The organism is Janthinobacterium sp. HH104 (genome assembly GCF_001758715.1).
Lineage (GTDB): Bacteria > Pseudomonadota > Gammaproteobacteria > Burkholderiales > Burkholderiaceae_D > Janthinobacterium > Janthinobacterium aestuarii.
The window spans coordinates 79,479-104,492 of the sequence record NZ_LRIB01000039.1 but is presented as its reverse complement, the minus strand read 5'-3'; the positions used below and the strand labels follow the sequence as shown (position 1 = coordinate 104,492).

Genomic DNA, 25,014 nt, shown 5'->3' with positions numbered 1-25,014 from the left:
GACCATGGATAAAGAACCCGAAAATTTGCACGACGAACCCGTGCTGGACCTGGCGAGCCGGCTGACGCAGGACCACCACCAGTCGCTGAAATTGTGGCTGCGCATGCTCTCGTGCACGGTGAAGATTGAAAATGAGGTGCGCACGCGCTTGCGCGCCACCTTCGGCATCACCTTGCCCCGCTTCGACTTGATGGCGCAGCTCGAGCGCTTTCCCGATGGTTTGCGCATGGGCGAACTGTCCAAGCGCATGATGGTCACGGGCGGCAATATCACGGGCATCACCGACCAGCTGGAGCAGGAAAAGCTGGTGGTGCGCGTGGTCGATCCGAAGGACCGCCGCTCGTACAGCGTCAAGCTGACGCCAGCGGGCCGGCGCGCCTTCGACGAGATGGCGCGCGTGCACGAAGGCTGGATCGCCGAACTGCTGCACGGCGTGACGCCCGACGACAAAACCCAGTTGATCGACCTGCTGTCGCACATGAAGCAGCAACTGAATGACACCTCAATAAAGGACTGACCATGCGCCACCTCCCCGGCCAGCCGCAAGACCTGCCAGGCAACCGTGCCAGCCTGGCACATTACGCGGCGCGGCATTTTCTGTTTGCCGTCGACGCAGGCGTTGCCACACTTACCCTGCACCGCCCTGAGCGCAAGAATCCGCTCACTTTTGACTCGTATGCGGAATTGCGCGAGCTGTTCCGCGCGCTCGCGCATGCGGACGACGTCAAGGCCGTCGTGATCACGGGCAGCGGCGACAATTTCTGTTCGGGCGGCGACGTGCACGACATCATCGGCCCGCTGACAAAACTCGACATGCCCGGCCTGCTGGCGTTTACCCGCATGACGGGCGACGTGGTGAAAGCCATGCGCGCCTGCCCGCAACCCATCATCGCCGCCATCGACGGCATATGCGCGGGCGCCGGCGCCATGCTGGCGCTGGCTTCCGATATCCGCATCGGCACGGCGCGCAGCAAGACGGCCTTCTTGTTTACCCGCGTGGGCCTGGCCGGCTGCGACATGGGCGCCTGCGCCTTGCTGCCGCGCGTGATCGGCCAGGGCCGCGCCGCCGAGCTGCTGTACACGGGACGCTCCCTGGCCGGCGCCGAGGCGGAGCGCTGGGGCTGGCTCAACCGCCTCGTCGAACCGGAAGAATTGGCAGAGGCGGCGCAGCTGTTCGCCGCCGGCCTGGCCAGCGGCCCCACGTTCGCGCACGGCATGACGAAAAAAATGCTGCAGCAGGAGTGGAACATGGGCGTCGATGAAGCGATCGAGGCGGAAGCGCAGGCGCAGGCCATTTGCATGGCCACCAACGATTTCCACCGCGCCTATCACGCTTTCGTGGCGAAGAAAAAACCACAATTCGAGGGTAACTGACATGCGTGACATGAGCTATCTGGACTGGCCATTTTTTGAAGCGCATCATGCAAAGCTTGAGTCCGAGCTCGATGCGTGGGCGACGCAGCACCTGGACGACGCCCATGTTGCCGATGTCGATGCGGCTTGCCGCGCGCTGGTGGCGCAACTGGGGCAGGGAGGCTGGCTCGCGCATGCCACAAGCGCCGATGGCAAGATCGATACGCGTGCCATTTGCCTGATCCGCGAAACCCTGGCGCGCCACGATGGCCTGGCCGATTTCGCCTTTGCCATGCAGGGACTCGGTTCGGGCGCCATCGGCCTGTTCGGCAGCTTGGACAACAAGGCGCGCTATTTGCCGGACGTAGCCAGCGGCAAGCGCATCGCCGCCTTTGCCCTGTCCGAGCCGCAGGCCGGGTCCGACGTGGCGGCCATGGCGTGCGCGGCGCGCCGCGACGGCGACGACTACGTGCTCGACGGCGAAAAGACGTGGATCTCGAACGGCGGTATCGCCGACTTTTACGTGGTGTTTGCCCGCACGGGCGAGGCGCCCGGCGCGCGCGGCATCAGCGCCTTCATCGTCGACGCCGACAATCCCGGCCTGGAAATCGCCGAACGCATCGCCGTGATCGCGCCGCATCCGCTGGCGCGCCTGCGCTTTGCCAATTGCCGCGTGCCCGCGTCGCAGCGCCTGGGCGAAGCGGGGCAGGGCTTCAAGGTGGCGATGGCGACACTCGACGTGTTCCGCACATCGGTGGCCGCCGCCGCCCTGGGCTTTGCGCGGCGCGCGTTTGACGAAGCGCTGCGCCACGCGACGTCGCGCCAGATGTTCGGCCAGACCCTGGCGGACTTCCAGCTGACGCAGGCAAAACTGGCGCAGATGGCCACCGGCATCGACTCTGCCGCCTTGCTCACCTACCGCGCCGCCTGGCAGCGCGACCAGGGCCGCAAGGTGACGAAGGAAGCGGCGATGGCCAAGCTGACGGCCACGGAAACGGCGCAGCAGGTGATCGATGCGGCCGTGCAACTGTTTGGCGGCATGGGCGTCGTCACCGGGCATCCGGTCGAGCGCCTGTACCGCGAAATTCGCGCCTTGCGCATCTACGAGGGCGCCAGCGAAGTACAGCAATTGATTATCGCGCGCGAACTGCTGCGCGAGGCGGGGAACGCATGAGCAGCATGAACCGCATGAACAACGAGGAAAACAATATGCAAGTGTTACAACCAGCGGGCTGGGCCAGGCCGCGTGGCTATGCGAACGGCATCGCCGCCAGCGGGCGCACGGTGTACGTCAGCGGCATGATAGGCTGGGATGCGCAGGGGCAATTTCATACGGACGATTTTGCGGGGCAGGTGCGCCAGGCCTTGCAAAATATCGTCGCCGTGCTGGCCGAGGCGGGCGCCTTGCCCGAACACATCGTGCGCATGAACTGGTATGTACTGGACAAGAAGGAATATGTGGCGGCATATCCACAAATTGGCGTTGCCTACAGGGAAATCATCGGCAAGCATTTTCCGGCCATGACGGCCGTGCAGGTGGCGGGACTGATCGAGGACAGAGCGAGAGTTGAGATCGAGGTGACGGCGGTGTTGCCTGGTTGAATTATTTTTTGTTAATATTGCACTTTTTGCGATAAAATAAGGAATATAAAAACATTATCTGTTATGTTATATTTAGCAACCGGAAAATACACCGGTTCCAAATACTGACAGTCGAGGTAGCAGATGCAAAACAAATTCAGAACGGCAAGTGCCTTCCTGCTGGCGGTGGCTGGCGCGGGTTTCTGCTTGAGTGCGCAGGCCGCCTCTGGGCCTTCGCTGCTGTCTCCTACCTATCAGGGACAGCTGGAAACCTGGCTGGGCGAAGGGCACTTGAAGCTCGATGCGATCTATACCAAGTCGGCAGGCGACACGTCGCTCGACTTTCACAAGGCGTCCGATGGCAAGGGGCGCACTTTTTCCGTCATGGAGGCCACGAATTCATCGGGCAAGACGTGGCTGGTGGGCGGCTATAATCCGCAAAGCTGGAGCTCCACCGATGGCACGCATGTCACCATGGACGACAGCCAGCGTACCGCCTTTCTGTTTAATTTGACGTCAGGCTTCATGCTGCCGCAATTGAAGCAGTATTTCAACGGCGACGGTATCGGCAAGGACCAGACCTACAATCAGGCCAACTACGGACCTACTTTTGGCTATGGGCATGATTTGTATGTGCCGCAGGACCTCACGCATGGAGGCAGTTCCTTCCTCTATACCTATAATTATCTGGGCCAGCCATCGACCGGCGTCAGCCTGCTCGACGGTTCCATCTGGCATAGCAATGATGTGACCTTCGGCGCCATCCAGGTATTTTCCATCAGCGCCGTACCGGAACCGGCCACCTATGGGCTGATCCTGGCAGGATTGTTTGTATTGCTGATGCGCCAGCGCGGCAGGGCCACGTCACGCGTTGTGTGAAGTGGCACCGCCCGCTTGCCACGCTGTCAATGGCAGGCGCTTGCCTGTATAATGCCGCTGCGCGTGTCGCCATCGTACAATGGATAGTACAAGGTCCTCCTAAGACTTAAATGCAGGTTCGATTCCTGCTGGCGACACCACGTTTCCACGCAACGCGCGTCGGCAGCCTGTGATATTCCAGGCGGTAGTTACTGGTCGATGGCGATTGAAGTCCGAGTTATCGGTACAATGCGTGCTTCATTCATCCAATCGGCGACTGTTTTGCACACCACGCGGTGTGCGCGAGACGGCGCCCGAGCACTCTTACTCATTATGGCTGTCATTTCTCTTTCATCGGCGCAACTTGCGTTCGGTCACGTCGCGCTGCTCGATCACGCGGAATTTTCACTGGAAACCTCGGAACGGGTCGGCTTGATCGGCCGCAACGGCACGGGTAAATCGTCGCTATTGAAGGTTATTTCGGGCAAGTTCAAGCTCGATGACGGCTTGTTGGTGATGCAGCAAGGCATCAAGATCGCGTATGTGGAGCAGGAACCGCAATTCGACCCGGAGATGTCCGTGTTCGACGCCGTCGCTTCCGGCATGGGTGAATCGCAGGCGTGGCTGAAGGAGTACGATGCGTTGACCGGTCAGTTTGGTCAGGGCAATGACGACGAACTGATGGAACGCATGCACGACATCCAGGTCAAACTCGATGCGGCCGATGCGTGGAGCTTGCCGAACAAGGTGGAAACTGTGCTCGACCGTTTGAACCTGACGGGCGATATGCTGATGAAAACCCTGTCCGGCGGGATGCAAAAGCGCGTGGCCCTGGCGCGTGCACTGGTGTCGGCGCCCGACGTGCTGCTGCTCGATGAGCCGACCAACCATCTGGACTTCAGCTCCATCCTGTGGCTGGAAGGCTTGTTGCGCGACTTCAAGGGCAGCGTGCTGTTCATTACCCATGACCGCTCCTTCCTCGACAACGTCGCCACGCGCATCATCGAACTCGACCGCGGCCGTTTGCTGTCGTATCCGGGCAACTTCACGGCTTACCAGACCCGCAAGGCGGAGCAGCTGGAAATCGAGGAAGTGGAAAACGCCAAGTTCGACAAGTTCCTGGCGCAGGAAGAAGTGTGGATACGCAAGGGCGTCAAGGCCCGCCGCGTGCGCGACGAAGGCCGCGTGCGCCGCCTGGAAGCGCTGCGCCTGACGCGCAATGCGCGCCGCGAACAGCAGGGGCAAGTGAAACTGGACGTATCGGCCGGCGAACGCTCGGGCAAGATCGTGGCGGACCTGGAAAACGTCTCGAAGATCTATGGCGACAAGGTCATCGTCAAGGATTTCAGCGCCACCATCCTGCGTGGCGACAAGGTCGGCCTGATCGGCGCCAACGGCGCCGGCAAGACCACCTTGCTGAAGATGATCCTGGGTCAGGAAGAGTCGGACACGGGCACCATCCGCCTGGGCACCAAGCTGCAGGTCGCGTATTTCGACCAGATGCGCACGCAGCTGAACGAAGAGGCGAACCTGATGGAAACCATCGCGCCAGGCAGTGACTGGGTCGAGATCAATGGCCAGCGCCGCCACGTGATGACGTATCTGAACGACTTCCTGTTCGCGCCGGAACGCGCCCGTTCGCCCGTCAAGTCGCTGTCCGGTGGCGAGCGCAACCGTTTGCTGCTGGCGCGCCTGTTCGCCAAGCCGGCCAACGTGCTGGTGCTCGATGAGCCGACCAATGACTTGGATATCGATACCCTGGAATTGCTGGAAGAGTTGCTGGAAGAATACACCGGCACTGTCTTCCTCGTCAGCCATGACCGCACCTTCCTCGACAACGTGGTCACGCAAGTGATCGTCGCCGAAGGCGAGGGCAAGTGGCGCGAATTTGTCGGCGGCTACACGGACTGGGAGCGCGTGCGCACCTTGCCGATCGCCACGGCGCCAGCCAGCAAGCCGGCCGTCAAGGTCGAAGCTGCCGCCCCTGTTGCCAAGCAGAAAAAGCTCAGCTACAAGGAACAGCGCGAACTGGAAGAGTTGCCGAAACTGATCGCCAAGCTGGAAGACGAGCAATCGGTGCTGGCCGCCGAACTGTCGCATCCGGACTTCTACAAGAAGACGCCGGCCGAAGGCAAGCGCCTGAACGCGCGCGTGGCCGAGATCGAAGGTGAACTGCTGGAAGCGTTGGAAAAGTGGGAGCAGATCGAGGCGCGCAGCAATGCCTGATTAGTTTCTTGCATCCTCTGTTGTAATTTAAGTTAGGATTACTTGCCACGGCAACGGTTCTGCTTGATATAATTATATAATTATATTTTTTACATCGGAGGATGCATGTTTGTCATCGAAAACACGCGCTCCGGACCACTGCGTCCGGCGCGTGGTTCCACCTCCGGTGCGCATCAGCATGTTTGACCGCGCCGCCTTGCCCCGCGTAGCGCCGTTCCTGGCCTACCTCTCCTTTATCTTTATCGCCGACATGCTGGGCCGGGCGGGCTATGCCGCGCACGATTTGCGCTGGCTGTACGCCGTCAAGATCGGTGTCGTGCTGGGCATGTTGTTGTACTGGCGCCGCAGCTATACGGAACTGGCCTGGGTGCCATTGGGTGCGCGCGCGCTCGCCGTGGCGCTGGCGACCGGCATTGTTGTTTTTCTGCTGTGGATCAACCTGGACGCAGGCTGGATGACGATCGGCAGCGCCGACGGCTTCGATCCCCGCGATGACGGCCGCATCGAGTGGACGCTGGTGGTGCTGCGCATCGCCGGCGCGGCGCTCGTGGTGCCTGTGATGGAAGAGCTGTTCTGGCGCTCCTTCCTGTTGCGCTGGATCGATGCCCCTGACTTTCTGCGGTTCAACCCGCGCCTGGCGAGTGCGAAGGCCTTTGTTATCACCGTGGTACTGTTTGGCTTCGAACACAATTTGTGGCTGGCGGGTATCGTTGCGGGCGCCGCCTATAGCTTGCTGTACATGCGCAGCCAATCGCTATGGTCGCCCATCCTCGCCCATGGCGTGACGAATGGCGTGCTGGGCCTCTGGATTGTTTCCGGTGGACACTGGACTTACTGGTAATATTACCAACTAACTGTTTGCTCTTTCAAAGACAATACCCATGTTGAATTCCTTGCCTCATAGCCCAGCGTCTGCCGGGCAACCCAGAATGCAACGCAACCGATTGGCCCTGGCCATGGTGCGCATCTTGCCCACCTCGCTGATGCTGCTTGGCGGCGCGACCTGCAGCGTACCGGCGTGGGCGGCGATCAGCGACACGATTTCCCCCTTCATTGCGACAACTTATTCATATGATAATAACTTGTTCCGGCTGGACGACAGTGCTGCCGGGTTCGACGGTACGCGTTCCGATACTTCGCGCCAGGTGCAAGCGGGATTTCTGGTTAGGCGGCCGATCGGGCGGCAACTGTTGACGGGCCAGGTAAAGTGGTCGCGCGTCTATTTCGATCACTTTGATCAGCTCGACTATACGGGCAAAGATTATCTCGCCGATCTGGAATGGCATATCGCCAACCATCTCGAAGGCCATGTCGGCGGCAGTTATTCGCAGACCTTGACGCCGTTCAGCGACTTGCAAAGCACGGAGCGCAACCTGCGTACGATACGCCGTGAATATGTCAATGGCGGCTGGCGCTTCCATCCCAGCTGGCGCGTGCGCGGCGGTTTTTCGCGTGACAAATATACCTATGATTCCATCGCGCAGAAAATTTCGGAGCGCCAGGAAGATGCGTACGAGCTCGGCCTTGATTACCTGCCGGCCAGCGAGAGCCGCATCGGGGTCCAGTTGCGCCATCTCAAAGGCACATATCCAAACCGGGCCAGCCTGGCAGCCTTTGGGGTGGAGCAAGGGTATGAACAGGATGAGGTCAAGGCCAATATCTATTGGCGCGTTAGCGGCATTACGCAAGTGCAGTTGCTCGGCGGCTGGGTGAAGCGCAAGAACCAGCTGTTCAGCGGGCGCGATTCCAGTGGCGCCAATGGACGCGTGATCGTGTATTGGGCGCCGCTTGGAAAAGTGCGGTTTACTGGCAGCTTGTGGCATGAGTTTGCCGCTGTGGAAAATTCATTGATTACCAGCAGCTTGAATAACGGCGCCAGCCTGGCGGCGGCCTGGGACATTTCCGCGAAGGTCAGGATGGATGCCCAGGTGCGGCGCGAGAAGCGCGATTTTTCCGCCGCAAGCGGCCTGTCCTTGCCTATCGATGTCAGCGATACGACACGGACCGCGACCGTGGGCCTGACTTATGCGCCACGGCCGAATATCCAGCTGGGCGTAAACGCCTTCCGCGATGCACGCAGAGGCGCTCCGCTCATCAATACCAGCAGTTATCACGCCAACGGCATTTCCTTCAATGCCAGTGCCCAGTTCTGAAGAGCATCATGACGGTTAATGATATACCCTTGATTTCGTTTTTCCAGCGCATACTCGACCCATTGATCATCATGGGCACGCTGTATCTGCTGGCCGCCTTGTCAGGTTCGCCATTTACCGGTTACTCGCTGGTATTGATGATCCTTGCATTCTTTATTTCATCATCCGTATTCCAGTATGTCGATCCCTATCGTACCTGGCGCAGCGGTCGCATGCTGGCCTATGCCCGCGATATTTTTGTCAGCTGGGGCATCACGGCCCTGATCCTGGTATTCCTGGGCTCGGCGACAGGACTGGCGTTTCATTTTGACCGCGAGCTGGTACTGGCCTGGTTCCTGTTGACGCCGTTCATATTGCTGCTCAGCCATCTGGCCGCGCGGCGCATGGTGGCCGATCCCGGGCGCGACAGCGAAGTGCGCTCCGTCGTCATCATCGGTGCCAATGACGCCAGCCTGAAGTTTGCCGCTACCGTCGAGCGTAATCCGAATCTGTTCATGAGCGTGCGCGGTTTTTTTGACGACCGCACCGATGACCGCTGGCCTGAGACGATGCGCGAGCCCATGCTGGGCAGGATGGCCGATATCGCTGCCTATGTGCGCGAACACAATATCAAGATGATATTCATCAGCCAGCCTATTTCAGCCCAGCCGCGCATCCGCAAGATGCTCGATGAACTGCAGGATACGACGGCATCCGTGTATTTCTTGCCGGATATTTATATCTTCGATTTGATGCAGGCGCGCTTCGACAATGTGGGCGGCATGCCGGTGATCGCCATCCGCGAGTCGCCGTTTACCGGTTTTAACAGCATGGTCAAGCGGGGCAGCGACATTGTGTTGGGCTTGTTGATCCAGATCATGCTGCTGCCAGTAATGCTGCTCATCGCCATCGCGGTCAAGGTAACGTCGAAGGGGCCGGTGATTTTCCGCCAACGGCGCTATGGTCTGTATGGCGAAGAAATCATCGTCTATAAATTTCGCTCGATGACGGTCAGCGAAGACGGCGACAAGGTGGTGCAGGCAACCAAGAATGATCAGCGTGTGACGCGCATTGGCGCTTTTCTGCGCCGTAGCTCGCTCGATGAATTGCCACAGTTCATTAATGTTTTGCAGGGACGCATGAGCATAGTCGGCCCCCGCCCACACGCGGTCGCCCATAATGAGCAGTACCGCAAATTAATCAAGGGTTACATGCTGCGCCACAAGGTCAAGCCCGGCATTACGGGCTGGGCCCAGGTCAACGGTTTGCGCGGCGAGACGGAGACCCTGGACAAAATGGAAGCACGCATCCATTTTGACCTCGATTACCTGCGTAACTGGTCGCTGTGGCTCGATTTGTGGATCATCATGCGAACGGTGAAAGTCGTGCTGAAGCGTGACAATGCGCATTGAGTGACAGGCGGAGGGAAAATGATCTGCAATTTAGTTTGCGCTCAATCAATACGCGATAAAATATGTGTAATAGGTAGCGTTGGGCGCAGTCAGGTATAACCCAGGTGGAAGGAAGCTCGGTGATACGCAAACCGTACACGGCAGAGTGCGCTGGCGATGCATGCTCCTGGCAGCTATGGCTACCCATTGGCGGGCAACCTGCCCCATCACTGTTGCTCAGCGGACGTTGTTTGCGACCTCTTGGGCTCTTTAATCGGCCTCATCCTCGCCGTCATACACTGTTAGCGGCCGTAAGCTCAGCCGCTTGTCACCAAGATATATTACGAAGGCCAAGGCGCTATCGCTCTTAAACGATCCACATTGAAGAACATTTTCTTAGTGCAACTTATTTTCTAGTCGACAATGGAAATAGTTGTATTAAAAGCTTCTTAATAGATTTTTAAGCAAATTGTTTCCATTTTAGCTTGCATCTTGTGTATCATATTTACAATATTAATAATTGTTTGCATGGCTTGCTAGTCGCTGGTGGCTTGTGTCATTTTGGTAAAAAATATCTTTTTTGCCATCGCGCTGCGTTGTAGTAAATTGCATTTTAAATAATGAATCCGAAGGAGTAATCTTGAATCATTTTCGCAACTATCGTTTGACCATGCCCAAACCGGCCGCCAACACCCGATTGTTGTGCGCGGTGCTGGTCCTTTTTGCTGCTGCCGGATTGTCCGCTTGCGGAGGTAAGGAAAAAAAGGCCGGTCAGGCATTGGCGAGCGTCAACGGCGAGGAAATCACAGTGCTGCAATTGAATGAAGAATTGCAGCGTGCCAATGTTCCTGCGGTACAGCAGGAAGCGGCAAGCAAGCAATTGCTGGAATCGTTGATCGACCGCCAATTATTGCAGAACGAGGCGATCAAGGACAAGGTCGACCGCGATCCGAAGGTCGTGCAAGCCGTTGAGCGGGCCAAGGCGTTGATCGTTGCCCAAGCCTATATGCAAAAACGTATAGGCACCATCAACAAGCCTTCGCCGGCGGAAGTGGAAGATTACTTTAACAAGAATCCACAGTACTTTACCCAGCGCAAGCAGTTCGACATGCGTGAACTGATTATTGCCTCGGCCGACATGAACGACGACTTGAAAAAAGCGATGGATGCGGCGAAAACGCTGGAAGAGGTTGCGGTATGGCTAGATGCCAACAAGGTCAGATATGCCCGTACGCAACTGTCTCGCACCAGTGCTGATCTCGCTCCTGAATTGAGCAGCAAACTGGCCGGGATGCCAAAAGGCCAGTTGTTCATTATCCGCGAAGGTGATCGCACCCTGCTGATTTCCCTGGCCGACATCAAGGATAACCCGGTGACGCTGGCGCAAGCGGCGCCACAGATCGAGCAGTTCCTTTTCAATAAGAAGAACAAGGAAGCAGCGGACGCCGAGTTGAAGCGTTTGCGCGCCAGCGCCAAGATCGAGTATCTGAACAAGACGGACAAGCCGGCTGCGGCGTCCGCCTCAGCCGCTGTTGCCGCTTCGGCGCCAGCGGTGGCGGCACCAGCGGCCGACAGTAGCGACGTGAATGCGCGCGGCGTGGCAGGCCTGAAATAAGAGCGGGCAGGGATCTTTCGGATTAATAGAAGTTTTTAAAAGGATAGAGCAAATCATGAAACGACTTGCGATGTGGGCAGCCGCCGTACTGATGGCTTGCAGTGTTGGTGTGGCAGGGGCCGCCGAAGTGTTGCTCGGCGCTGGCGATGTATTGAAAATTTCCGTGTATGGCAGTCCTGACCTGGGTTTGGAGACGCGTGTCAGCGAGGCCGGCAGCATTACCTTCCCGCTCGTTGGCAGTGTCGCCGTAGGGGGCTTGTCCGTTGCCGCTGCAGAAAAGAAACTGGGGCAGGCACTGGAGAGCGGTGGTTTCCTGCGCAAGGCGCAGGTCAATATCATTGTCACTGCCTTGCAAAGTCAGCAAGTTTCCGTGCTTGGGCAAGTAAATCGCCCGGGCCGTTATCCGATTGAAGGCAAGCGCAGCCTGCTCGATATCCTCGCCATGGCTGGCGGCCAGAACACGGATGGAGGTGATGTCGTTAGCCTGATCCGCAAGCGCGGCGGCACAACCACCAAGGAAACCATTGATATCGTCGACATGATGCGCAGTGCCGATCTGGCCCGCGACTTCGACCTGACCGGCAACGATGTGCTGTACGTCGAACGCGCACCGCGTTTCTACATTTACGGCGAAGTACAGCGTCCCGGGGCATTTCGCCTGGAACGTTCGATGACGGTCTTGCAGGCTCTGTCAGTTGGTGGTGGTTTGACGCAGCGCGGTACCGAACGTGGCGTACGCATCAAGCGCCGTGATGCGGCAGGTGTCATGCAAATACTCGACGCCAAGCATGACGACATCATCCAAATCGATGACGTGGTGTATGTCAAAGAAAGCTGGTTCTAAGTTGAGTGGTGCCGGCGCTATGGCCAGGCTGGCTTTGTTTATTAATATGAGAGTTGACCATGAATTTCCACCAGTTTCTACTCGTCTTGCTTGCCCGCAAACGGATTTTACTATTCACTTTGCTTATCACAGTCGGGGCGACGATGGTGGTGAGCCTGTTGTTGCCCAAGACGTATAAAGGCACGGCATCCCTGCTGATCAACTACAAGGGCGTCGATCCCGTCACGGGTCTGGCATTGCCGATGCAGTTGTTGCCAGGTTATATGGCGACGCAAATCGATATTATCAGCAGCAAGAATGTGGCGCTGAAGGTAGTGGATAATCTGCGTCTGGCGGAAAATCCTGCGGTCGTTGCCCAGTTTAATGAAGCCACGCAAGGTAAGGGTACCGTGCGCGATTGGCTGGCGGATCTGCTGCTGGCGAAGCTCGAAATCGTGCCGTCGCGCGAAAGCAGCGTGGTCGATATCAGTTTCAAGGGTAACGATCCGCAGTTTGTCGCCGTTATTGCGAATGCATTTGCCGATGAATACCAGAAAACCAGCATTCAGCTGAAAGTCGATCCCTTGAAAAAGGTGGCTGTGTATTTCAATGAGCAAACGAAGCTGCTGCGCGACAGTCTCGAAGTGGCGCAAAGCCGCTTATCGAAGTACCAGCAGGAACATGGCATCGTCAGCGTCGATAACCGTCTTGACGTCGAATCGAACCGCTTGAATGACCTGTCGGCACAGCTCGTGGCTGCACAAGGCCAGGCGATGGAAGCATCCTCGCGTCAGCGCATGGCCGAGGGCAATGCCGGTTCCGATTCGCCGGACGTGGCGTCGAACCCGTTGGTGCAGAATCTGAAGCTGAGTTTGGCAACGGCCGAATCGAAGCTGGCCGAGATGGCGCAGCGCTTGGGGCGCAATCATCCCCAATATGAAAGCCTGAACGCCGAAGTCGAGCGCATGCGCCGGGAACTGGCGGATGGCACGCGCGTGACGTCCAATTCGGTCAGCAAGAATGCCGGGATCCTGCAACAGCGCGAAGGTGCCGTGCGTGCGGCGCTGGCGGCGCAAAAGGACAAAGTTCTGGAATTGAACCGTACCCGCGACGAAATGGGCGTCTTGCAAAAAGATGTGGAAAGCGCACAGCGCGCCTTCGATATCGCCTCGCAACGCTTCTCGCAAACCCGTATTGAGGGGCAATCGGAGCAATCGGATATCTCCTTGCTCAATCCTGCCGTGGCGCCGATCAGGCCGGCCGGCCCGAAAGTGATGTTGAACACGCTGTTGGCCTTGTTCCTGGGCGGCTTGCTGGGCGTGGGGTTTTCCTTGCTGGCCGAGATGCTGGACCGTCGCGTACGTTCAGAAACCGATTTGAGCGATTTGTTGCAATTGCCTGTACTCGGCTCTATCGACTGGAGCGCGCCGACGCGCCCGCGCTTGAACCGCTTCAAATCGTTGTTGCCTCGCAGCTTGCGTCTTAATTAAGTATTGGAAATAATATGAATCCAGCATTGCAACCGCTAGTATCCGCGGCGCCGCGGACAGCCGATTCCAGCATCGGTGGGCTTTTGCTCGCATCAGGTAAGATCACGCCGGAAAGTGCCGAACGTGTTCTGCGCATGCAAAAGGAATTGGGCATCCGTTTTGGCGAAGCTGCCCAGCGCCTCGGTCTGGTGACGGAGGCGGATATCCAGCAAGTCCTCGCGCGCCAGTTCGACTATCCCTATCTGCAACAGGGGGAGGGCAAGTATTCCGACAAGCTGATCGCTGCTTATCAGCCGTTCAGCCCGCAAGTGGAAACGCTGCGCGCCATCCGCAGCCAGCTGATGCTGCGCTGGATGGCGTTGGGCCGCAAATCGCTGGTGGTGGTTGGCGTCAACGATGGAGACGGCACCAGCCTGTTCGCGGCCAACCTGGCCGTGGTGTTTTCCCAATTGGGCGAACAGACTTTGCTGGTTGACGCGAATCTGCGCAACCCGAGCCAGCACGAGATCTTTGGCCTTGCGGGACGCCAGGGCTTGTCGGATATCCTGGCTGGACGTGCTGAGCGCGATGTGATTACGCGCATCGAATCGTTCGTCGACCTGTCCGTGCTGGGCGCCGGCACCTTGCCGCCGAATCCCCAGGAACTGTTGAGCCGTCCAGCGTTTTCTTCCTTGCGCACGGAACTTGAGTTGTCATATGACGTGGTGCTGTATGACTCGGCGGCATTTTCGCTGGGCTCCGACGCTCTGGCGCTTGCCGCCCGGACGGGCGGCGTCCTGCTGGTGGCACGCAAAAATCACACGCCTGTCGGCGACATCAACGCCATGACCGAGCAGATGCTGCACAGCGGTGCACAGGTGATCGGCTCGGTACTGGTCGATTTCTGATGAATACCAGCACTCGGCTGAACCTGGCATCTGCCTTGCCGCGGCGCGACCAGTTGCTGGAATGGTTGCCTATTGTTATTGGTTTTGCGGCGCTGTATATCCCATCATTTTATACCTTGTTTACTGGTATCTGGATGACCGAAGAGCAGGCGCATGGTCCCATTATCCTGGTACTGTCGGTTTGGCTCATCTGGCGCCAACGCGAGCAGATATTGGCTGCTGCCGAGCATGACCGTGCACCTGTAGCCGGCTGGCTGCTTTTTATCGCCGCGCTGCTGATTTATATCGCCGGTCGCTCGCAGCAGATTCTTGCCTTCGAGATTGGCTCATTCGTCATGCTCACGGCATCCATCCTGGTGCTCAAGCTGGGAGTGGGCGCGCTACGCGCCGCCTGGTTCCCATTCTTCTTCATGCTGTTCATGATTCCGTTGCCAAGCTCGGTCGTCAGTACCTTGACGTTGCCAATGAAGATGGCCGTGTCGTATGTGTGCGAGCATATCCTGTTTTGGGCAGGCTATCCGATAGCACGTACAGGTGTGATCCTGCAAATTGGCCAGTATCAGCTGTTGGTCGCCGATGCTTGCGCTGGACTACAAACCTTGCTCACGCTCGAAGCCTTGGGGTTGTTTTACTTGAACCTCGTGCGCCATACCTCGGCTATCCGCAATATCGGTCTGGCGATCCTGATTATCCCTATTTCCTTTACGGCCAATGTCATGCGCGTCATAGCATTGACGTTGATCACTTATTATTTTGGCGATGCGGCAGGGCAGGGTTTCCTGCATGGTTTCGCGGGCATGGTGCTGTTCGTGAGCGCCTTGGTGCTGATATTGAGCCTTGATTCTTTACTGCAATGGATAGCGCGGCAGTGGAACGCCCGAAAGGTGGCATTATGAAGAAGCGTTCGATAATTGGTCTTACCATGGGTGGCCTGATGCTGATCGCTGCCTTGTGCACCAAGGCGGTCACGCCAACATTGCGTCTGTCCGATACCCGTCCAAAAATCATTCTCGGCACGGCGATTCCAACGAAGTTTGGCGATTGGCAGGAAGATGCAAGTCAGGTCGCGGCAGTGGTCAATCCCACCACCGTGGCTGAACTTAATAAAATCTACGCTGAAACGTTGTCGCGCACTTATGTTAATCGGCAAGGTAATCGCATCATGTTGTCGATTGCTTATGGCACCGACCAGCGCGATAACTTGTCCGTACATTTTCCAGAAGGTTGTTATGGCGGCCAGGGCTTTGCAGTCGGCCAAACCAGTCAAGTCGTCTTGCCGACGGTCGCAGGAGGTATTGCGACGTCGCGTACAGTGGCAACGCTTAATTCCCGCGTCGAACCTATTACATATTGGGTTGTCGTTGGCGACAAGGCCGTGCCCAATTCGTGGGAAGTCAAAAAAGTCAAACTCGCTTACGCGTTGCAGGGGATGATTCCTGATGCGACATTGATGCGCGTGTCGAGTATCGGCGAGGATATCGAACAAGGCTATCAACTGCAGCAATCATTTATAGATCAATTGTTGCAATCCATGCCCCCCGACTTGCGCGGCCATTTTTCTGGTACCTCGCACTAAGGTAATCCTGGCATAGACGCTGTACGCGATTGGCTGGCATAGCTAATCGCTACAGCAGACAGTACTTCTAACGGTTCACATTATTGAGTCCAGCGTACGCGCTGTGTATGGAACACATATGAGTTTTTCTATCCATAAACTGGGGTTGAGGACAGGTAATGCGCGGAATGCGCAGTCCCAGCGTCGCAAGGCCAGGCAGGGCATGCCTGTCTTTACTGCTGTCCTGTTGGCCCTGGCTGGATTAGCGACGGCGCTTTTGCTTGGAATGGTCATCGCCCTGGGAGCGATTCAGCTAACTATCATGTTGGCTGGCTTGCTAATCTTTATACCGATCCTGCTGTTTGTCGATACTAAAAAACTATTGCCGCTATTGTTTATAGTTGTGTTCTTTGTCTCTGGCACGGCACAATATTTTTTCAATCTGCGTCTGGCGACCTGGATGGCCAGTGGCTTGGCTGCGCTCTTCTTCGCCCGGACGATTCTGGAAAAAACACTGGCCAATCATTTGGTCAAGGATCAGTTCGGTGACAGTTTTTCCGGCGCCACGCGTATTGTTGCTGCAGCCTGGATTTATCTGGCGTTCTATGCGTTTAGTATTTTTATGGGCCATGCGTCCACCGTTCAGTTAATTTCCGTCCTACGCTTCTGTTTGCCCATGTTTGGCGTTCTTTTTGCCATGTACTGGTTTCAATGGTCTGATCGGCGTTTGCTTGTACTGTGGGGAGGGATCGTGGTGATTGCGGTGGCACAGTTGCCATTGGCTCTGTACCAGCATTTTTTTAATATAGCGTCCATGGGCTGGGATAGCGTAGTGGGTTCTTTCGGTGGCAACATGAGCCCAGTACTGGTGCTGTTTACAGTTGTGGCGATGCTCTACGTGCTAGCGCGGTGGGTACAAGGCATCACTCCGGTTTCGCATGTGGTTGGCATGTTCATCATTGGCCTGGCTATTATTCTGCTGGGCGAAGTGAAGGCGGTCTTTATTTGGTTGCCCCTTGGCGTGTTCTGGGTGGTGCGGCGTAAGGTTTTGAAAAATATCCTGGTTTTCGTTATGTTCGTGGCGTTGATGTGCAGTATTAGCTCTGGCATCTTCATGGCTTATCACGCCTTGTACTGGGGGAGCCATACGAAAACCGACACCATGGAAGAAAAGGTCAACAGTGTCGGTGGCTATGTGGTGGATCCCAATGGCATCAATTATGTTACAGGGGAAATTAGTCGCGGCGCGTCGTTGGCGCTGTGGTATCAGGATCCGGTTCCGACTATCCAGGAACGCTTGATTGGTTATGGCCCCAGCGCAAGTTCAACGAGTCAGAACGTTGGGCGTGGCTATGTCGCGGCACGTTATCGTAATTTGCAAATTGGCGCAACTGGACTGGCGAGCTTGCTTTGGGATGTGGGCATACTGGGAACTTTGGTTTATCTTTCCATTTTCATATTGGGGATACGGCAAGGCGCACGGTATGTGGCGCACAGCCAAGCCGGTCCCGAGCGCCTGGCGATGGCTGATGCCAGTACTGTGACCCTGATATTGCTTGTCAGTACGCTGATCTACAATCGGACCATGATTGATGAACCCTCCATACAGTTGCTGTGCTATTTTTCGCTAGGCTGTATCGTTCAATTTTCTCGGTATGGCAAGCCTGCAGCTGATTCGGCGAAGCTGCCTCCCCAGCGCACCCCGGGCCACACCCCGCATGGCGTTCTGGCATGACTGTATCGAGCAAGGTATTTAATAACCTGGTCAAAAATAGCTCCATGATGTTCTTGCTGAATGTGGCTGGAGCCGGAGTGAGCGTTATTACCATTCCTGTCATGCTTGCCATTGTGGGCGTGGAGTCATATGGTCATTTGGTACTTGTGCAATCGATCGCTCTGGCGGTATTTACCGTCTGCGGATTTCAGTACTGGCAAGGCATGCTGGTAGCCATGCCGGGGCATAAAATTGATGCCGCCACCTTGCGTGTCGCCGTTGTAAGAAGCCTACGCTATGAAATGCTCGCGATGGCTGCTGTAATACTGGTGGTGGCGGGGCTGACTCTGTTTTCCTTGCCCCAATTGAAAGAGTTTTCCACTGTAAATTTATTGTTACTATCCCTGGCTGCGGTTTTTCCCGTCATTGGTACCCATACCGCATACTTCCGGTTGGTCAATCAATACAAGGTGTTGATGTATGCGGGTTTCCTGGCCAATTTACTCAAGCTACTTGTATTGGTCGTAGTGTCCCGGTATCAGCCCACGCTGTCGAGTATGGTGCTGGCCTATACACTGCCGGAGGTCATTCGGTGTGTGGTGTTGTTTGTGCTGATTTTTCGCAATCGTAGCGGCATTGACGGTGCCTTGCCCTGCACTGATTTGCGCCCGGCACGCCTGATCGAGGCGGGGAAATGGGGTACCTTGCAGGCGATCTGTGATTTACCTGTGGCGCAACTCGACCGTATCATCATTGGATTGACACTGCCGGGTTACAACCTGGGCGTTTTCAGTATCTTGAAGCGTATCTATTCGCTGGTCAATATGGCCACGGCGCCATTTTATTCGACATCGATTCCCGAGTTTGCTGCCTGTGCCAATGCAGGCGATCTGAAGGGGGCGTTCGAATTGTGGATCAAGACGATGAAGATGCTGTTTGTGGTAACTGCTTCTGCTGGTGCCATCTGTTATTTGAGTAAATTTATCTGGATGCCATTGGTCTTTCCTGTACTGCAAGATTATGTGCTGGAGTTCGCAGTGGTTCTCTTGACGGCTGTGATGGCTGGCACTTTCGTGACAACGCATTCGTTTTACTGGGCGTTGGGAAAGCTGCGCCAATCGACGATTATCTCAGTAGGCACAAATCTTCTGTATTTGTTGGAGTTGTCAATATTGACGATGTATTTTGGCCTGTTTGGTGCGGTACTTTCCTTTCTGATTCACGTCACATTCGTCGCTGCAATCAAAATTATCTTGCTACGAAAAATTGCTCTGAGAAATCAATGATTCCTAAAGTTATACATTACTGTTGGTTTGGCCGTGGTGAGATGAGTGTACTGCACCGTCGCTGTGTTGAGTCATGGAAAAAATATTGTCCAGAATATGAGTTGAAATTATGGAATGAGGACAATGCCAATATCGACAATGATTATTGTCGAGAGGCCATCATTCAAAAAAAATGGGCTTTCGTTGCCGATTGGGTACGTTTTGACGTATTGTCCAAATATGGTGGTATCTACCTCGATACGGATCTGGAGTTGATTACTTCACTCGATCTTGTGCTGAACTTGCATGGATGCCTGATGGCCCGCGAAACCTGCAAGGACGTGGGGGCGGGTTATGGTACCGGGTTTCTCGCATGCGAAGCCGGCAATCCTGTGATGATGACTGCCCGTGAACTGATTTTGGGTGAATTGATAAAACAGCGGCTCTTTGCCACATCACCGGTGGTGCTGAAAAAAGCGGTGGAGCTTGATCTCGGCGGGAATAGCACGCAATTGGATCCAGTTACTTTTTATCCGTTTAATCCATATGATCGCAGTAATTCGCAGAACGCCATGCAGTTGATGTACAGCGATATTACCGCTCAGACTATTGGCATCCATCACTATGGTTTGAAAGCATCGTGGGTGGACAGCCGCGTTAAACGGCTGATCTTCAAGATAGTCAAACGCATGGCGCTGCAGCGTCGTTGGGATATTTCCTTTAAGCCATTTGACCACGTAAACAGTATTACTCATACAGCTTAACGACACTAGGCCATATTTCTATATTTGTTCTGAAAGTAATAATGGACGTTGTAAGTTTTTTGCCTGCCGTGGCGAGTCTGCTGCTGGCATTATTTTGTTGTGCTCTCATTGTTAAAAAATGGGGGGCACCACCACTTGCCGGACGCTATGGAGCGATCGATGGCTTGCGTGGTTACCTGGCATTTTTTGTCTTTCTGCACCATGCTTGCATATGGTACTTTTATGTGCGCTACGGTGCATGGAACGTACCGCCATCACCGCTCTATACAAATTTTGGACATGCCAGCGTTGCCATGTTTTTCATGATTACTGGTTTCTTGTTTTATGCAAAACTACTTGCTGCACGTGGTCGGGGAGTAGACTGGGGGAAACTGTATATTTCCCGGATTTTGCGCCTGACACCGCTGTATCTGTTTGCCATGGTGCTCTTGTTTATAACGGTCGCTTGTCTTTCTGGTTTTCGCATGCAGGAAACATTGCCCACGTTATTGAAGCATGCCGCACAATGGTTGATGTTTACCGCGCTGGAGGCGCCAGACCTGAACGGTATTAAAAATACCACTCATATTATGGCCGGCGTCACATGGTCGCTGCCATACGAATGGCTGTTTTATCTCCTGTTACCATTATTGGCCTTACCCCTGCGCATCATGCCGCCGTGGCCGTATTTGCTAGCAAGTATCTTGGTATTTTTGACTGTGCTGGCAGCTGCGATAATAAGGCAGGCCCCTGTACATCACTTTTTGGCATTCTTGGCGGGAATGATTGCTGCCGTGTTAGTTCTTTTACCTACCTTTTGCCGATTTTGTGCAAGCCGGCTTGCAAGCATTCTCACCGTTGTATGTATCGGAACCGCTTGCCTGGCCTTTGCTTCCGCGCATGAAATTGGATCATTATTGCTTCTATCCATCGCCTTTGCCATGATTGCGGGCGGGACCAGCATATTTGGCACGCTGCATACTGCCGTATCACGCACTTTCGGTGAATTCGCATATAGCATTTACTTGCTGCATGGTTTGTTGCTGTTCGTGACGTTTCATTTTGTAATCGGTCGCGAACATGCCATGACATTTTCTCCCTTGTTGCATTGGTCGGTCATCTTGTTGTTGACTCCGTTACTGATATGTATTTGCTTCATGACATTTAAACTCATCGAGCAGCCGGGTATGCGACACGTCAATGCAGTAGCAGCATATTTTCGCCGGGTATCCCGTCATGCCAAATCAAGTGTCTGAGGCGCTTACCGCAAAAGTACGGCCGACGCCCGCTACCAATTGAATCGCGTTTGACCCGTCTTGGACAAAGCAGTTGGCCGATAGTGGGTGGCGTGCCGCCTGATGGCCAACGTATCGTTGCCGATGTCCCTGCTTGCAAGGCTCCGAATGCCTGCAGCTTGAGAGGCGAATTTTTTTAACCTTCGTTAGTCGAGCTAGTCTATGCAGAGAATTCCTTCGAATACGTCAATTTGGCTCAACGTAATGCGTGCGTTGGCTGCCCAAGCTGTTGTTATCGGGCATGCCAATTACCTCTTCTTTGACCATGCGGAAGGCACAGGTGGTGCGCTTGCATGGCTGGTGGGCCTGTGCAGTTCCGGAGCCCACAAAGCGGTCATCATGTTTTTTGTCATGAGTGGTTTCCTGATTGGCGGGCCAGTCATCGAGGCAATGCGATCACAACGCTTCGATTCGTTCAAGTATTTCATCGATAGATTGACCCGATTGTGGATAGTGATCCTTCCCGCCTTATTAATGACAGCCTTGCTCGATGGACTGGCCTTCAGCTACGGTGGAGGAGAAGCTTTGCTGGCCAGCCGCACTCCATTTTTTCCTGAGTGGTGGAGCAGCTTGGAACCGGATTCTATCAAGACATTTGTACTAAATGCATTCTTCATGCAAATGATTATCGGTTTTCAGTATGGGACGAATCTTTCGCTATGGAGTATTTCCAATGAATTCTGGTATTACCTCTTATTGCCGGCGGCCTTCGGTATATTTGTTTTCAAGAGAAATGCAAAAGTTTTATGCGTGCTTTTGACTCTTTTTATCGGTTTTCTTTTTATTTATTCGGCAAAACCAAATGATGAGGGGAGGCCGTTGACCTATTTTATGATGTTTGTAATTTGGATGATGGGGGCGGCTGCTTATTGTTTTTACGAAAATATACGGCGGCGTTACCTCGCGGCTTTTTTTCTTGTTGTCGCATTTTTTATGTTTATTGTTTTTAAACGTATTTACCCAGACGCCCTTGGTTATGATTTCGCGCTTGGTTTTTTTACGGTTTTCCTTGTTATGATATCAAAGGATATTCCTGCAAATTATCTGAAAAGAATATCCGATTTTTTTTCCGGCTACAGCTTTTCTTTGTATGCACTACACCTGCCATTGACTTTTTGCCTCATGAGTTTCGATCCCCAGCTGGCGTTGCCACAACCTATTCGCTACGATACGGTGCTGCGTTTCACGCTGTATCTGTTAGCCATTAATGGTGCATCGATTCTCCTATGGGCCCTAACCGAGCGGCACACGGCTGCGGTGAGACGGTTTGTGTTTGCAAAACTGATAACCCCGCGCGTTGCTTAAGATTGGATATGTGCTCTTTTCATATTTTATGCTCTCAGAGTATGTTGTTAGTCGCTGTGGAATATGTGGTGAAATATGTAAACATTTTCATTAAGTTATCATTTTCCATTCGCCGCATTTAATTTATCTTGAAATATTTCATCAGAAATAAAATTTTCTTATAATGTTTTGTTTGTTGCAATTGTTGTGCTGAAGTTTTTTATTTTATCCCTTGTTATGACTATTGTTGGCTTCGGACAACGCCATAATCTTATATCCGGTGTATAGTTGGGCGATTAAGAAGCAGGTGAAATAGCGCTTAGATGCTAATGCATGAAGATTATGCGGTTTGTATTTTATGCGGCAGCCTGACAGGCCCGATGCGGCGATATCGCTTCCTGTAGCATCCGATTGTTTTTTGTAGGAGCCAATAATGGTTAATCATAAGTTATTTTTTTCGGTTGGCCTTGGGCTGGCGCTGAGTGTGATGGCTGGATCCAGCCAGGCTGATTGGGCCGAGTCGAAAGAGGTGTTCATTGTCCGGCCTGCGCCTGTCGATCGGCAGATACAGGCGCAAAACCCGCCTGCGTTTGCGTGGGCACAATATCCGGGTACAACTGCGCCCCCGTCCTATGTTGTTGAAGTTCAAAAGAGTGGTGTCGTGTTTGCCACTTACACGACCAAGCGTACCTTTTACCTGCCGACGACGGCATTTGGTGCCGGCCAGTACAGCTGGCGCGTGCGTCCCAGTACCAATACCGATTGGTCGACGCCACGCACCTTTTCGATTGATAGCACTTCACAAACGTTCGAAGTACCTGACAACGAGTTAATCAGGAGCAAAGTGCTGGCGCATCCTCGCCCTCGCCAGCAGCGCGCAGATTTCCTGCCGTTGAGTGCATGGACGCCGGCCATGCGCACAGCGCGCGGGGCTGCCCTGACTCGGCTTACGGCACAGGTCAACAGTCTCATGCCGGGTGGCACCCGTGCGCTGGCCGCGCCATCGGATTCACTTTGGCCAGTGACGACAAGCACGCCATCCGCGGCGCGCACGGCGTATGTCACTCAGGTTTCTCAAGCCATAGGTAGCGCAACCAACCAAATGTTGGGTGCGGCACTGTTGTATCAACTGACAGGTGAAAACAAGTATCTGCAGGAAGCACTGACACGTGGTGATCAGTTGGCAGTACTTGATCCTGCGGGCATGACCAGTTATGTCAATCATGATATGGCGACACGCAGCATCATGTTGACATTGGCTAAGTCCGCGGACTTGCTATCGGTCGAGCTGAACAAGGATCCGCAGCGTAAAGCACTCTGGATGGCGGCCATTACTGCGCGGGTCACTCCCATGTATGCTGATCTGATCAAAAATAATTACAGATTAGATCAAACCCCCTTCGATGCTCATGGCGTGATAGCGCTCGGCTATCTGGCAGTGATTTCCACGCTCACGATGGGTGATATCCCTGCTGCAACTACCTGGTTTGATTTCTCTTTCCGTTCCTATGTCAACGCGGTGTATGCCTGGAGTGGTCCCGAGGGCGGCTATGCCAATGGTACCTCCTACGCAATGTTTAATACTGAGTATGCCCTGCAGTTATGGCAGCCGATGGCTGAAGCGACTGGAGTGAATATTTTCACCAAGCCGTGGAGTAATGGTTTTGCGCGTTATCTGATGCATTTCCTGCCGCCAGGTGCGCCAGGACAGGTATTTGGCGATCAGCATGAGGGTGATATCTATAATTTTGTATTGAAGGGTTTCGCATCGCGCTTCAAGACACCTCAGGCTGCCTGGTATGTCAAGAATATCGTTGGCGAAGAGGCCGATCTGACTTTGTTTCAGGCGCCTTATCCTCTGCCTGTTGAAACAGTGACTGAGGCGCCTGTGCCGCCACCCAATGCCGCCCTGTATCCAACTATCGGTTGGGTAGCCATGCATAGTAATCTGGCGGACCGTGCTCGTACGTCCGTGTACTTCAAATCCAGTCCCTATGGTTCCTATAATCATGGCCATGGCGATCAGAACTCGCTGGTGATCGATAGTGGCGGGCGCCGTCTGCTGATTGAGTCCGGATATGAGGACTTTTATTATTCGCCGCTGGTCATGTCTTGGTATCGCCAGACCAAATCGCATAATGCCATTACGTTCAATAATGGCGTAGGCCAGCTAATCAACGATAACGTCAATAACCTGAGCCGAAATGGCAAGATCACGGCATTTTCGACGACCCCGACGTTGGATTATGCAGCCGGTGATGCGACACCAGCTTATGGTGGAGCGTTGACTTCGGCGGTGCGCAAGGTATGGTATTTGCGTGGACAAGACGCGGTGGTGGTGGTGGACAAGCTATCCGCGCCAACAGCGTTGTCCTTCGAATGGAATCTGCATGCGGGCGGACCGATCGCGAAGGAGAGTGCAACCGCCGTGAAGATTACCAAAGTTGATCGTACCCTGTGCATTACTTCATTGGGCGGCGAGACCAATAGCTACCAGCCACGCTCGGGGCCACCGCCAGCCCCAGGTAAAATCGAAGATCATGGTGCCTTTGTGAAAACGGGTGTTGCGCAGACTGGCGAATTCATTGTTTTGCTCGATGTCGGCTGCAAGCGTCCGAAGACTACTTTAACCACCACGGCCACTGGCAAGCAGTTGGTGGTTGGAGGACAGACGATCATGATTACGAACTAGGAAGTCCCGGTTATAGGCCAAAGATCCTTTATTCGTTGTAAAAAAACCTGCTGCGGCAGGTTTTTTTATGTGCGAATGAGGAATGGTAATGCAAGCGAAAGTGGGGGAGA

Annotated in this window: 21 protein-coding genes and 1 tRNA gene; all 22 read left to right on the top strand. The window is 54.7% G+C overall.

What is annotated here, in order from left to right; translation table 11 throughout:
• Positions 1-4: 4 nt before the first annotated feature.
• The 22 genes from JAB6_RS17735 (at position 5) to JAB6_RS17630 (ending at position 24,904) form a co-directional block, all read left to right on the top strand.
• Positions 5-517 carry a MarR family winged helix-turn-helix transcriptional regulator gene (locus tag JAB6_RS17735; protein ID WP_034751704.1) on the top strand — a complete coding sequence of 171 codons (513 nt, stop codon included), beginning with the start codon at positions 5-7 and terminating at the stop codon, positions 515-517.
• A 2-nt stretch (positions 518-519) separates the two neighbouring features.
• Positions 520-1,374 carry an enoyl-CoA hydratase family protein gene (locus tag JAB6_RS17730; RefSeq protein ID WP_070303914.1) on the top strand — a complete coding sequence of 285 codons (855 nt, stop codon included), beginning with the start codon at positions 520-522 and terminating at the stop codon, positions 1,372-1,374.
• A 1-nt stretch (position 1,375) separates the two neighbouring features.
• Positions 1,376-2,527 carry an acyl-CoA dehydrogenase family protein gene (locus JAB6_RS17725; protein WP_070303913.1) on the top strand — a complete coding sequence of 384 codons (1,152 nt, stop codon included), beginning with the start codon at positions 1,376-1,378 and terminating at the stop codon, positions 2,525-2,527.
• Between the two features lie 35 nt (positions 2,528-2,562).
• Entirely contained in the window at positions 2,563-2,955 is a 393-nt protein-coding gene (locus JAB6_RS17720; RefSeq protein WP_070303994.1) for a RidA family protein, read from the top strand.
• A 123-nt stretch (positions 2,956-3,078) separates the two neighbouring features.
• On the top strand, positions 3,079-3,813 hold the full coding sequence (locus tag JAB6_RS17715) for a PEP_CTERM-anchored TLD domain-containing protein (protein ID WP_070303911.1): 735 nt from the start codon (positions 3,079-3,081) through the stop codon (positions 3,811-3,813).
• Positions 3,814-3,878: 65 nt separating this feature from the next.
• A tRNA-Arg gene (locus JAB6_RS17710) sits at positions 3,879-3,953 on the top strand.
• A gap of 172 nt (positions 3,954-4,125) precedes the next feature.
• A complete protein-coding gene (locus JAB6_RS17705) occupies positions 4,126-6,018 on the top strand; it encodes an ATP-binding cassette domain-containing protein (RefSeq protein WP_070303909.1) in 1,893 nt (630 codons plus the stop codon).
• A 178-nt stretch (positions 6,019-6,196) separates the two neighbouring features.
• Positions 6,197-6,859: a CAAX prenyl protease-related protein gene (locus JAB6_RS17700; RefSeq protein ID WP_034751828.1), complete on the top strand. Its 663-nt coding sequence runs from the start codon at positions 6,197-6,199 to the stop codon at positions 6,857-6,859.
• Positions 6,860-6,947: 88 nt separating this feature from the next.
• On the top strand, positions 6,948-8,171 hold the full coding sequence (epsL, locus tag JAB6_RS17695) for an XrtB/PEP-CTERM-associated polysaccharide biosynthesis outer membrane protein EpsL (RefSeq protein WP_070303908.1): 1,224 nt from the start codon (positions 6,948-6,950) through the stop codon (positions 8,169-8,171).
• 8 nt (positions 8,172-8,179) lie between these two features.
• On the top strand, positions 8,180-9,562 hold the full coding sequence (locus JAB6_RS17690) for an undecaprenyl-phosphate glucose phosphotransferase (protein ID WP_034751688.1): 1,383 nt from the start codon (positions 8,180-8,182) through the stop codon (positions 9,560-9,562).
• Positions 9,563-10,181: 619 nt separating this feature from the next.
• Positions 10,182-11,156 (top strand): EpsD family peptidyl-prolyl cis-trans isomerase, encoded by a 975-nt coding sequence (locus JAB6_RS17685; RefSeq protein ID WP_368072926.1) that lies wholly within the window; start codon positions 10,182-10,184, stop codon positions 11,154-11,156.
• A gap of 55 nt (positions 11,157-11,211) precedes the next feature.
• A complete protein-coding gene (gene epsE, locus JAB6_RS17680) occupies positions 11,212-12,000 on the top strand; it encodes a polysaccharide export protein EpsE (protein WP_034751685.1) in 789 nt (262 codons plus the stop codon).
• 59 nt (positions 12,001-12,059) lie between these two features.
• Positions 12,060-13,469 (top strand): chain length determinant protein EpsF, encoded by a 1,410-nt coding sequence (gene epsF / locus JAB6_RS17675; protein ID WP_034751682.1) that lies wholly within the window; start codon positions 12,060-12,062, stop codon positions 13,467-13,469.
• A 14-nt stretch (positions 13,470-13,483) separates the two neighbouring features.
• Complete coding sequence (gene epsG / locus JAB6_RS17670; protein WP_070303904.1) at positions 13,484-14,356, top strand: chain length determinant protein tyrosine kinase EpsG; 873 nt, start codon at positions 13,484-13,486, stop codon at positions 14,354-14,356.
• Complete coding sequence (gene xrtB, locus JAB6_RS17665; RefSeq protein WP_034751676.1) at positions 14,356-15,252, top strand: exosortase B; 897 nt, start codon at positions 14,356-14,358, stop codon at positions 15,250-15,252. Before epsG ends, xrtB begins: the two co-directional genes overlap by 1 nt.
• Positions 15,249-15,932 carry an exosortase-associated protein EpsI, B-type gene (epsI, locus tag JAB6_RS17660; protein ID WP_034751674.1) on the top strand — a complete coding sequence of 228 codons (684 nt, stop codon included), beginning with the start codon at positions 15,249-15,251 and terminating at the stop codon, positions 15,930-15,932. The genes xrtB and epsI overlap by 4 nt, the downstream gene beginning before the upstream one ends.
• Positions 15,933-16,050: 118 nt before the next feature.
• On the top strand, positions 16,051-17,646 hold the full coding sequence (locus JAB6_RS17655) for a hypothetical protein (RefSeq protein WP_034751671.1): 1,596 nt from the start codon (positions 16,051-16,053) through the stop codon (positions 17,644-17,646).
• Positions 17,643-18,911, top strand: a complete 1,269-nt coding sequence (locus JAB6_RS17650; protein ID WP_034751668.1) for a lipopolysaccharide biosynthesis protein — start codon at positions 17,643-17,645, stop codon at positions 18,909-18,911. Before JAB6_RS17655 ends, JAB6_RS17650 begins: the two co-directional genes overlap by 4 nt.
• Complete coding sequence (locus tag JAB6_RS17645; RefSeq protein WP_072454473.1) at positions 18,908-19,654, top strand: glycosyltransferase family 32 protein; 747 nt, start codon at positions 18,908-18,910, stop codon at positions 19,652-19,654. The genes JAB6_RS17650 and JAB6_RS17645 overlap by 4 nt, the downstream gene beginning before the upstream one ends.
• A 41-nt stretch (positions 19,655-19,695) precedes the next feature.
• Positions 19,696-20,889, top strand: a complete 1,194-nt coding sequence (locus tag JAB6_RS17640) for an acyltransferase (protein WP_034751666.1) — start codon at positions 19,696-19,698, stop codon at positions 20,887-20,889.
• 201 nt (positions 20,890-21,090) lie between these two features.
• Positions 21,091-22,233, top strand: coding sequence for an acyltransferase (locus JAB6_RS17635; protein WP_070303902.1), 1,143 nt, complete (start codon positions 21,091-21,093; stop codon positions 22,231-22,233).
• Positions 22,234-22,645: 412 nt separating this feature from the next.
• The gene (locus JAB6_RS17630) at positions 22,646-24,904 is read left to right on the top strand and encodes a DUF4962 domain-containing protein (RefSeq protein WP_070303900.1); all 2,259 of its coding nucleotides are present in this window, start codon (positions 22,646-22,648) and stop codon (positions 24,902-24,904) included.
• Positions 24,905-25,014 lie beyond the last annotated feature (110 nt).

Coding starts and splice junctions, on each gene's coding strand:
- JAB6_RS17735 (WP_034751704.1), top strand. CDS start 5: ATGGATAAAGAACCCGAAAATTTGCACGACGAACCCGTGCTGGACCTG.
- JAB6_RS17730 (WP_070303914.1), top strand. CDS start 520: ATGCGCCACCTCCCCGGCCAGCCGCAAGACCTGCCAGGCAACCGTGCC.
- JAB6_RS17725 (WP_070303913.1), top strand. CDS start 1,376: ATGCGTGACATGAGCTATCTGGACTGGCCATTTTTTGAAGCGCATCAT.
- JAB6_RS17720 (WP_070303994.1), top strand. CDS start 2,563: ATGCAAGTGTTACAACCAGCGGGCTGGGCCAGGCCGCGTGGCTATGCG.
- JAB6_RS17715 (WP_070303911.1), top strand. CDS start 3,079: ATGCAAAACAAATTCAGAACGGCAAGTGCCTTCCTGCTGGCGGTGGCT.
- JAB6_RS17705 (WP_070303909.1), top strand. CDS start 4,126: ATGGCTGTCATTTCTCTTTCATCGGCGCAACTTGCGTTCGGTCACGTC.
- JAB6_RS17700 (WP_034751828.1), top strand. CDS start 6,197: ATGTTTGACCGCGCCGCCTTGCCCCGCGTAGCGCCGTTCCTGGCCTAC.
- epsL (WP_070303908.1), top strand. CDS start 6,948: ATGCAACGCAACCGATTGGCCCTGGCCATGGTGCGCATCTTGCCCACC.
- JAB6_RS17690 (WP_034751688.1), top strand. CDS start 8,180: ATGACGGTTAATGATATACCCTTGATTTCGTTTTTCCAGCGCATACTC.
- epsE (WP_034751685.1), top strand. CDS start 11,212: ATGAAACGACTTGCGATGTGGGCAGCCGCCGTACTGATGGCTTGCAGT.
- epsF (WP_034751682.1), top strand. CDS start 12,060: ATGAATTTCCACCAGTTTCTACTCGTCTTGCTTGCCCGCAAACGGATT.
- epsG (WP_070303904.1), top strand. CDS start 13,484: ATGAATCCAGCATTGCAACCGCTAGTATCCGCGGCGCCGCGGACAGCC.
- xrtB (WP_034751676.1), top strand. CDS start 14,356: ATGAATACCAGCACTCGGCTGAACCTGGCATCTGCCTTGCCGCGGCGC.
- epsI (WP_034751674.1), top strand. CDS start 15,249: ATGAAGAAGCGTTCGATAATTGGTCTTACCATGGGTGGCCTGATGCTG.
- JAB6_RS17655 (WP_034751671.1), top strand. CDS start 16,051: ATGAGTTTTTCTATCCATAAACTGGGGTTGAGGACAGGTAATGCGCGG.
- JAB6_RS17650 (WP_034751668.1), top strand. CDS start 17,643: ATGACTGTATCGAGCAAGGTATTTAATAACCTGGTCAAAAATAGCTCC.
- JAB6_RS17645 (WP_072454473.1), top strand. CDS start 18,908: ATGATTCCTAAAGTTATACATTACTGTTGGTTTGGCCGTGGTGAGATG.
- JAB6_RS17640 (WP_034751666.1), top strand. CDS start 19,696: ATGGACGTTGTAAGTTTTTTGCCTGCCGTGGCGAGTCTGCTGCTGGCA.
- JAB6_RS17635 (WP_070303902.1), top strand. CDS start 21,091: ATGCAGAGAATTCCTTCGAATACGTCAATTTGGCTCAACGTAATGCGT.
- JAB6_RS17630 (WP_070303900.1), top strand. CDS start 22,646: ATGGTTAATCATAAGTTATTTTTTTCGGTTGGCCTTGGGCTGGCGCTG.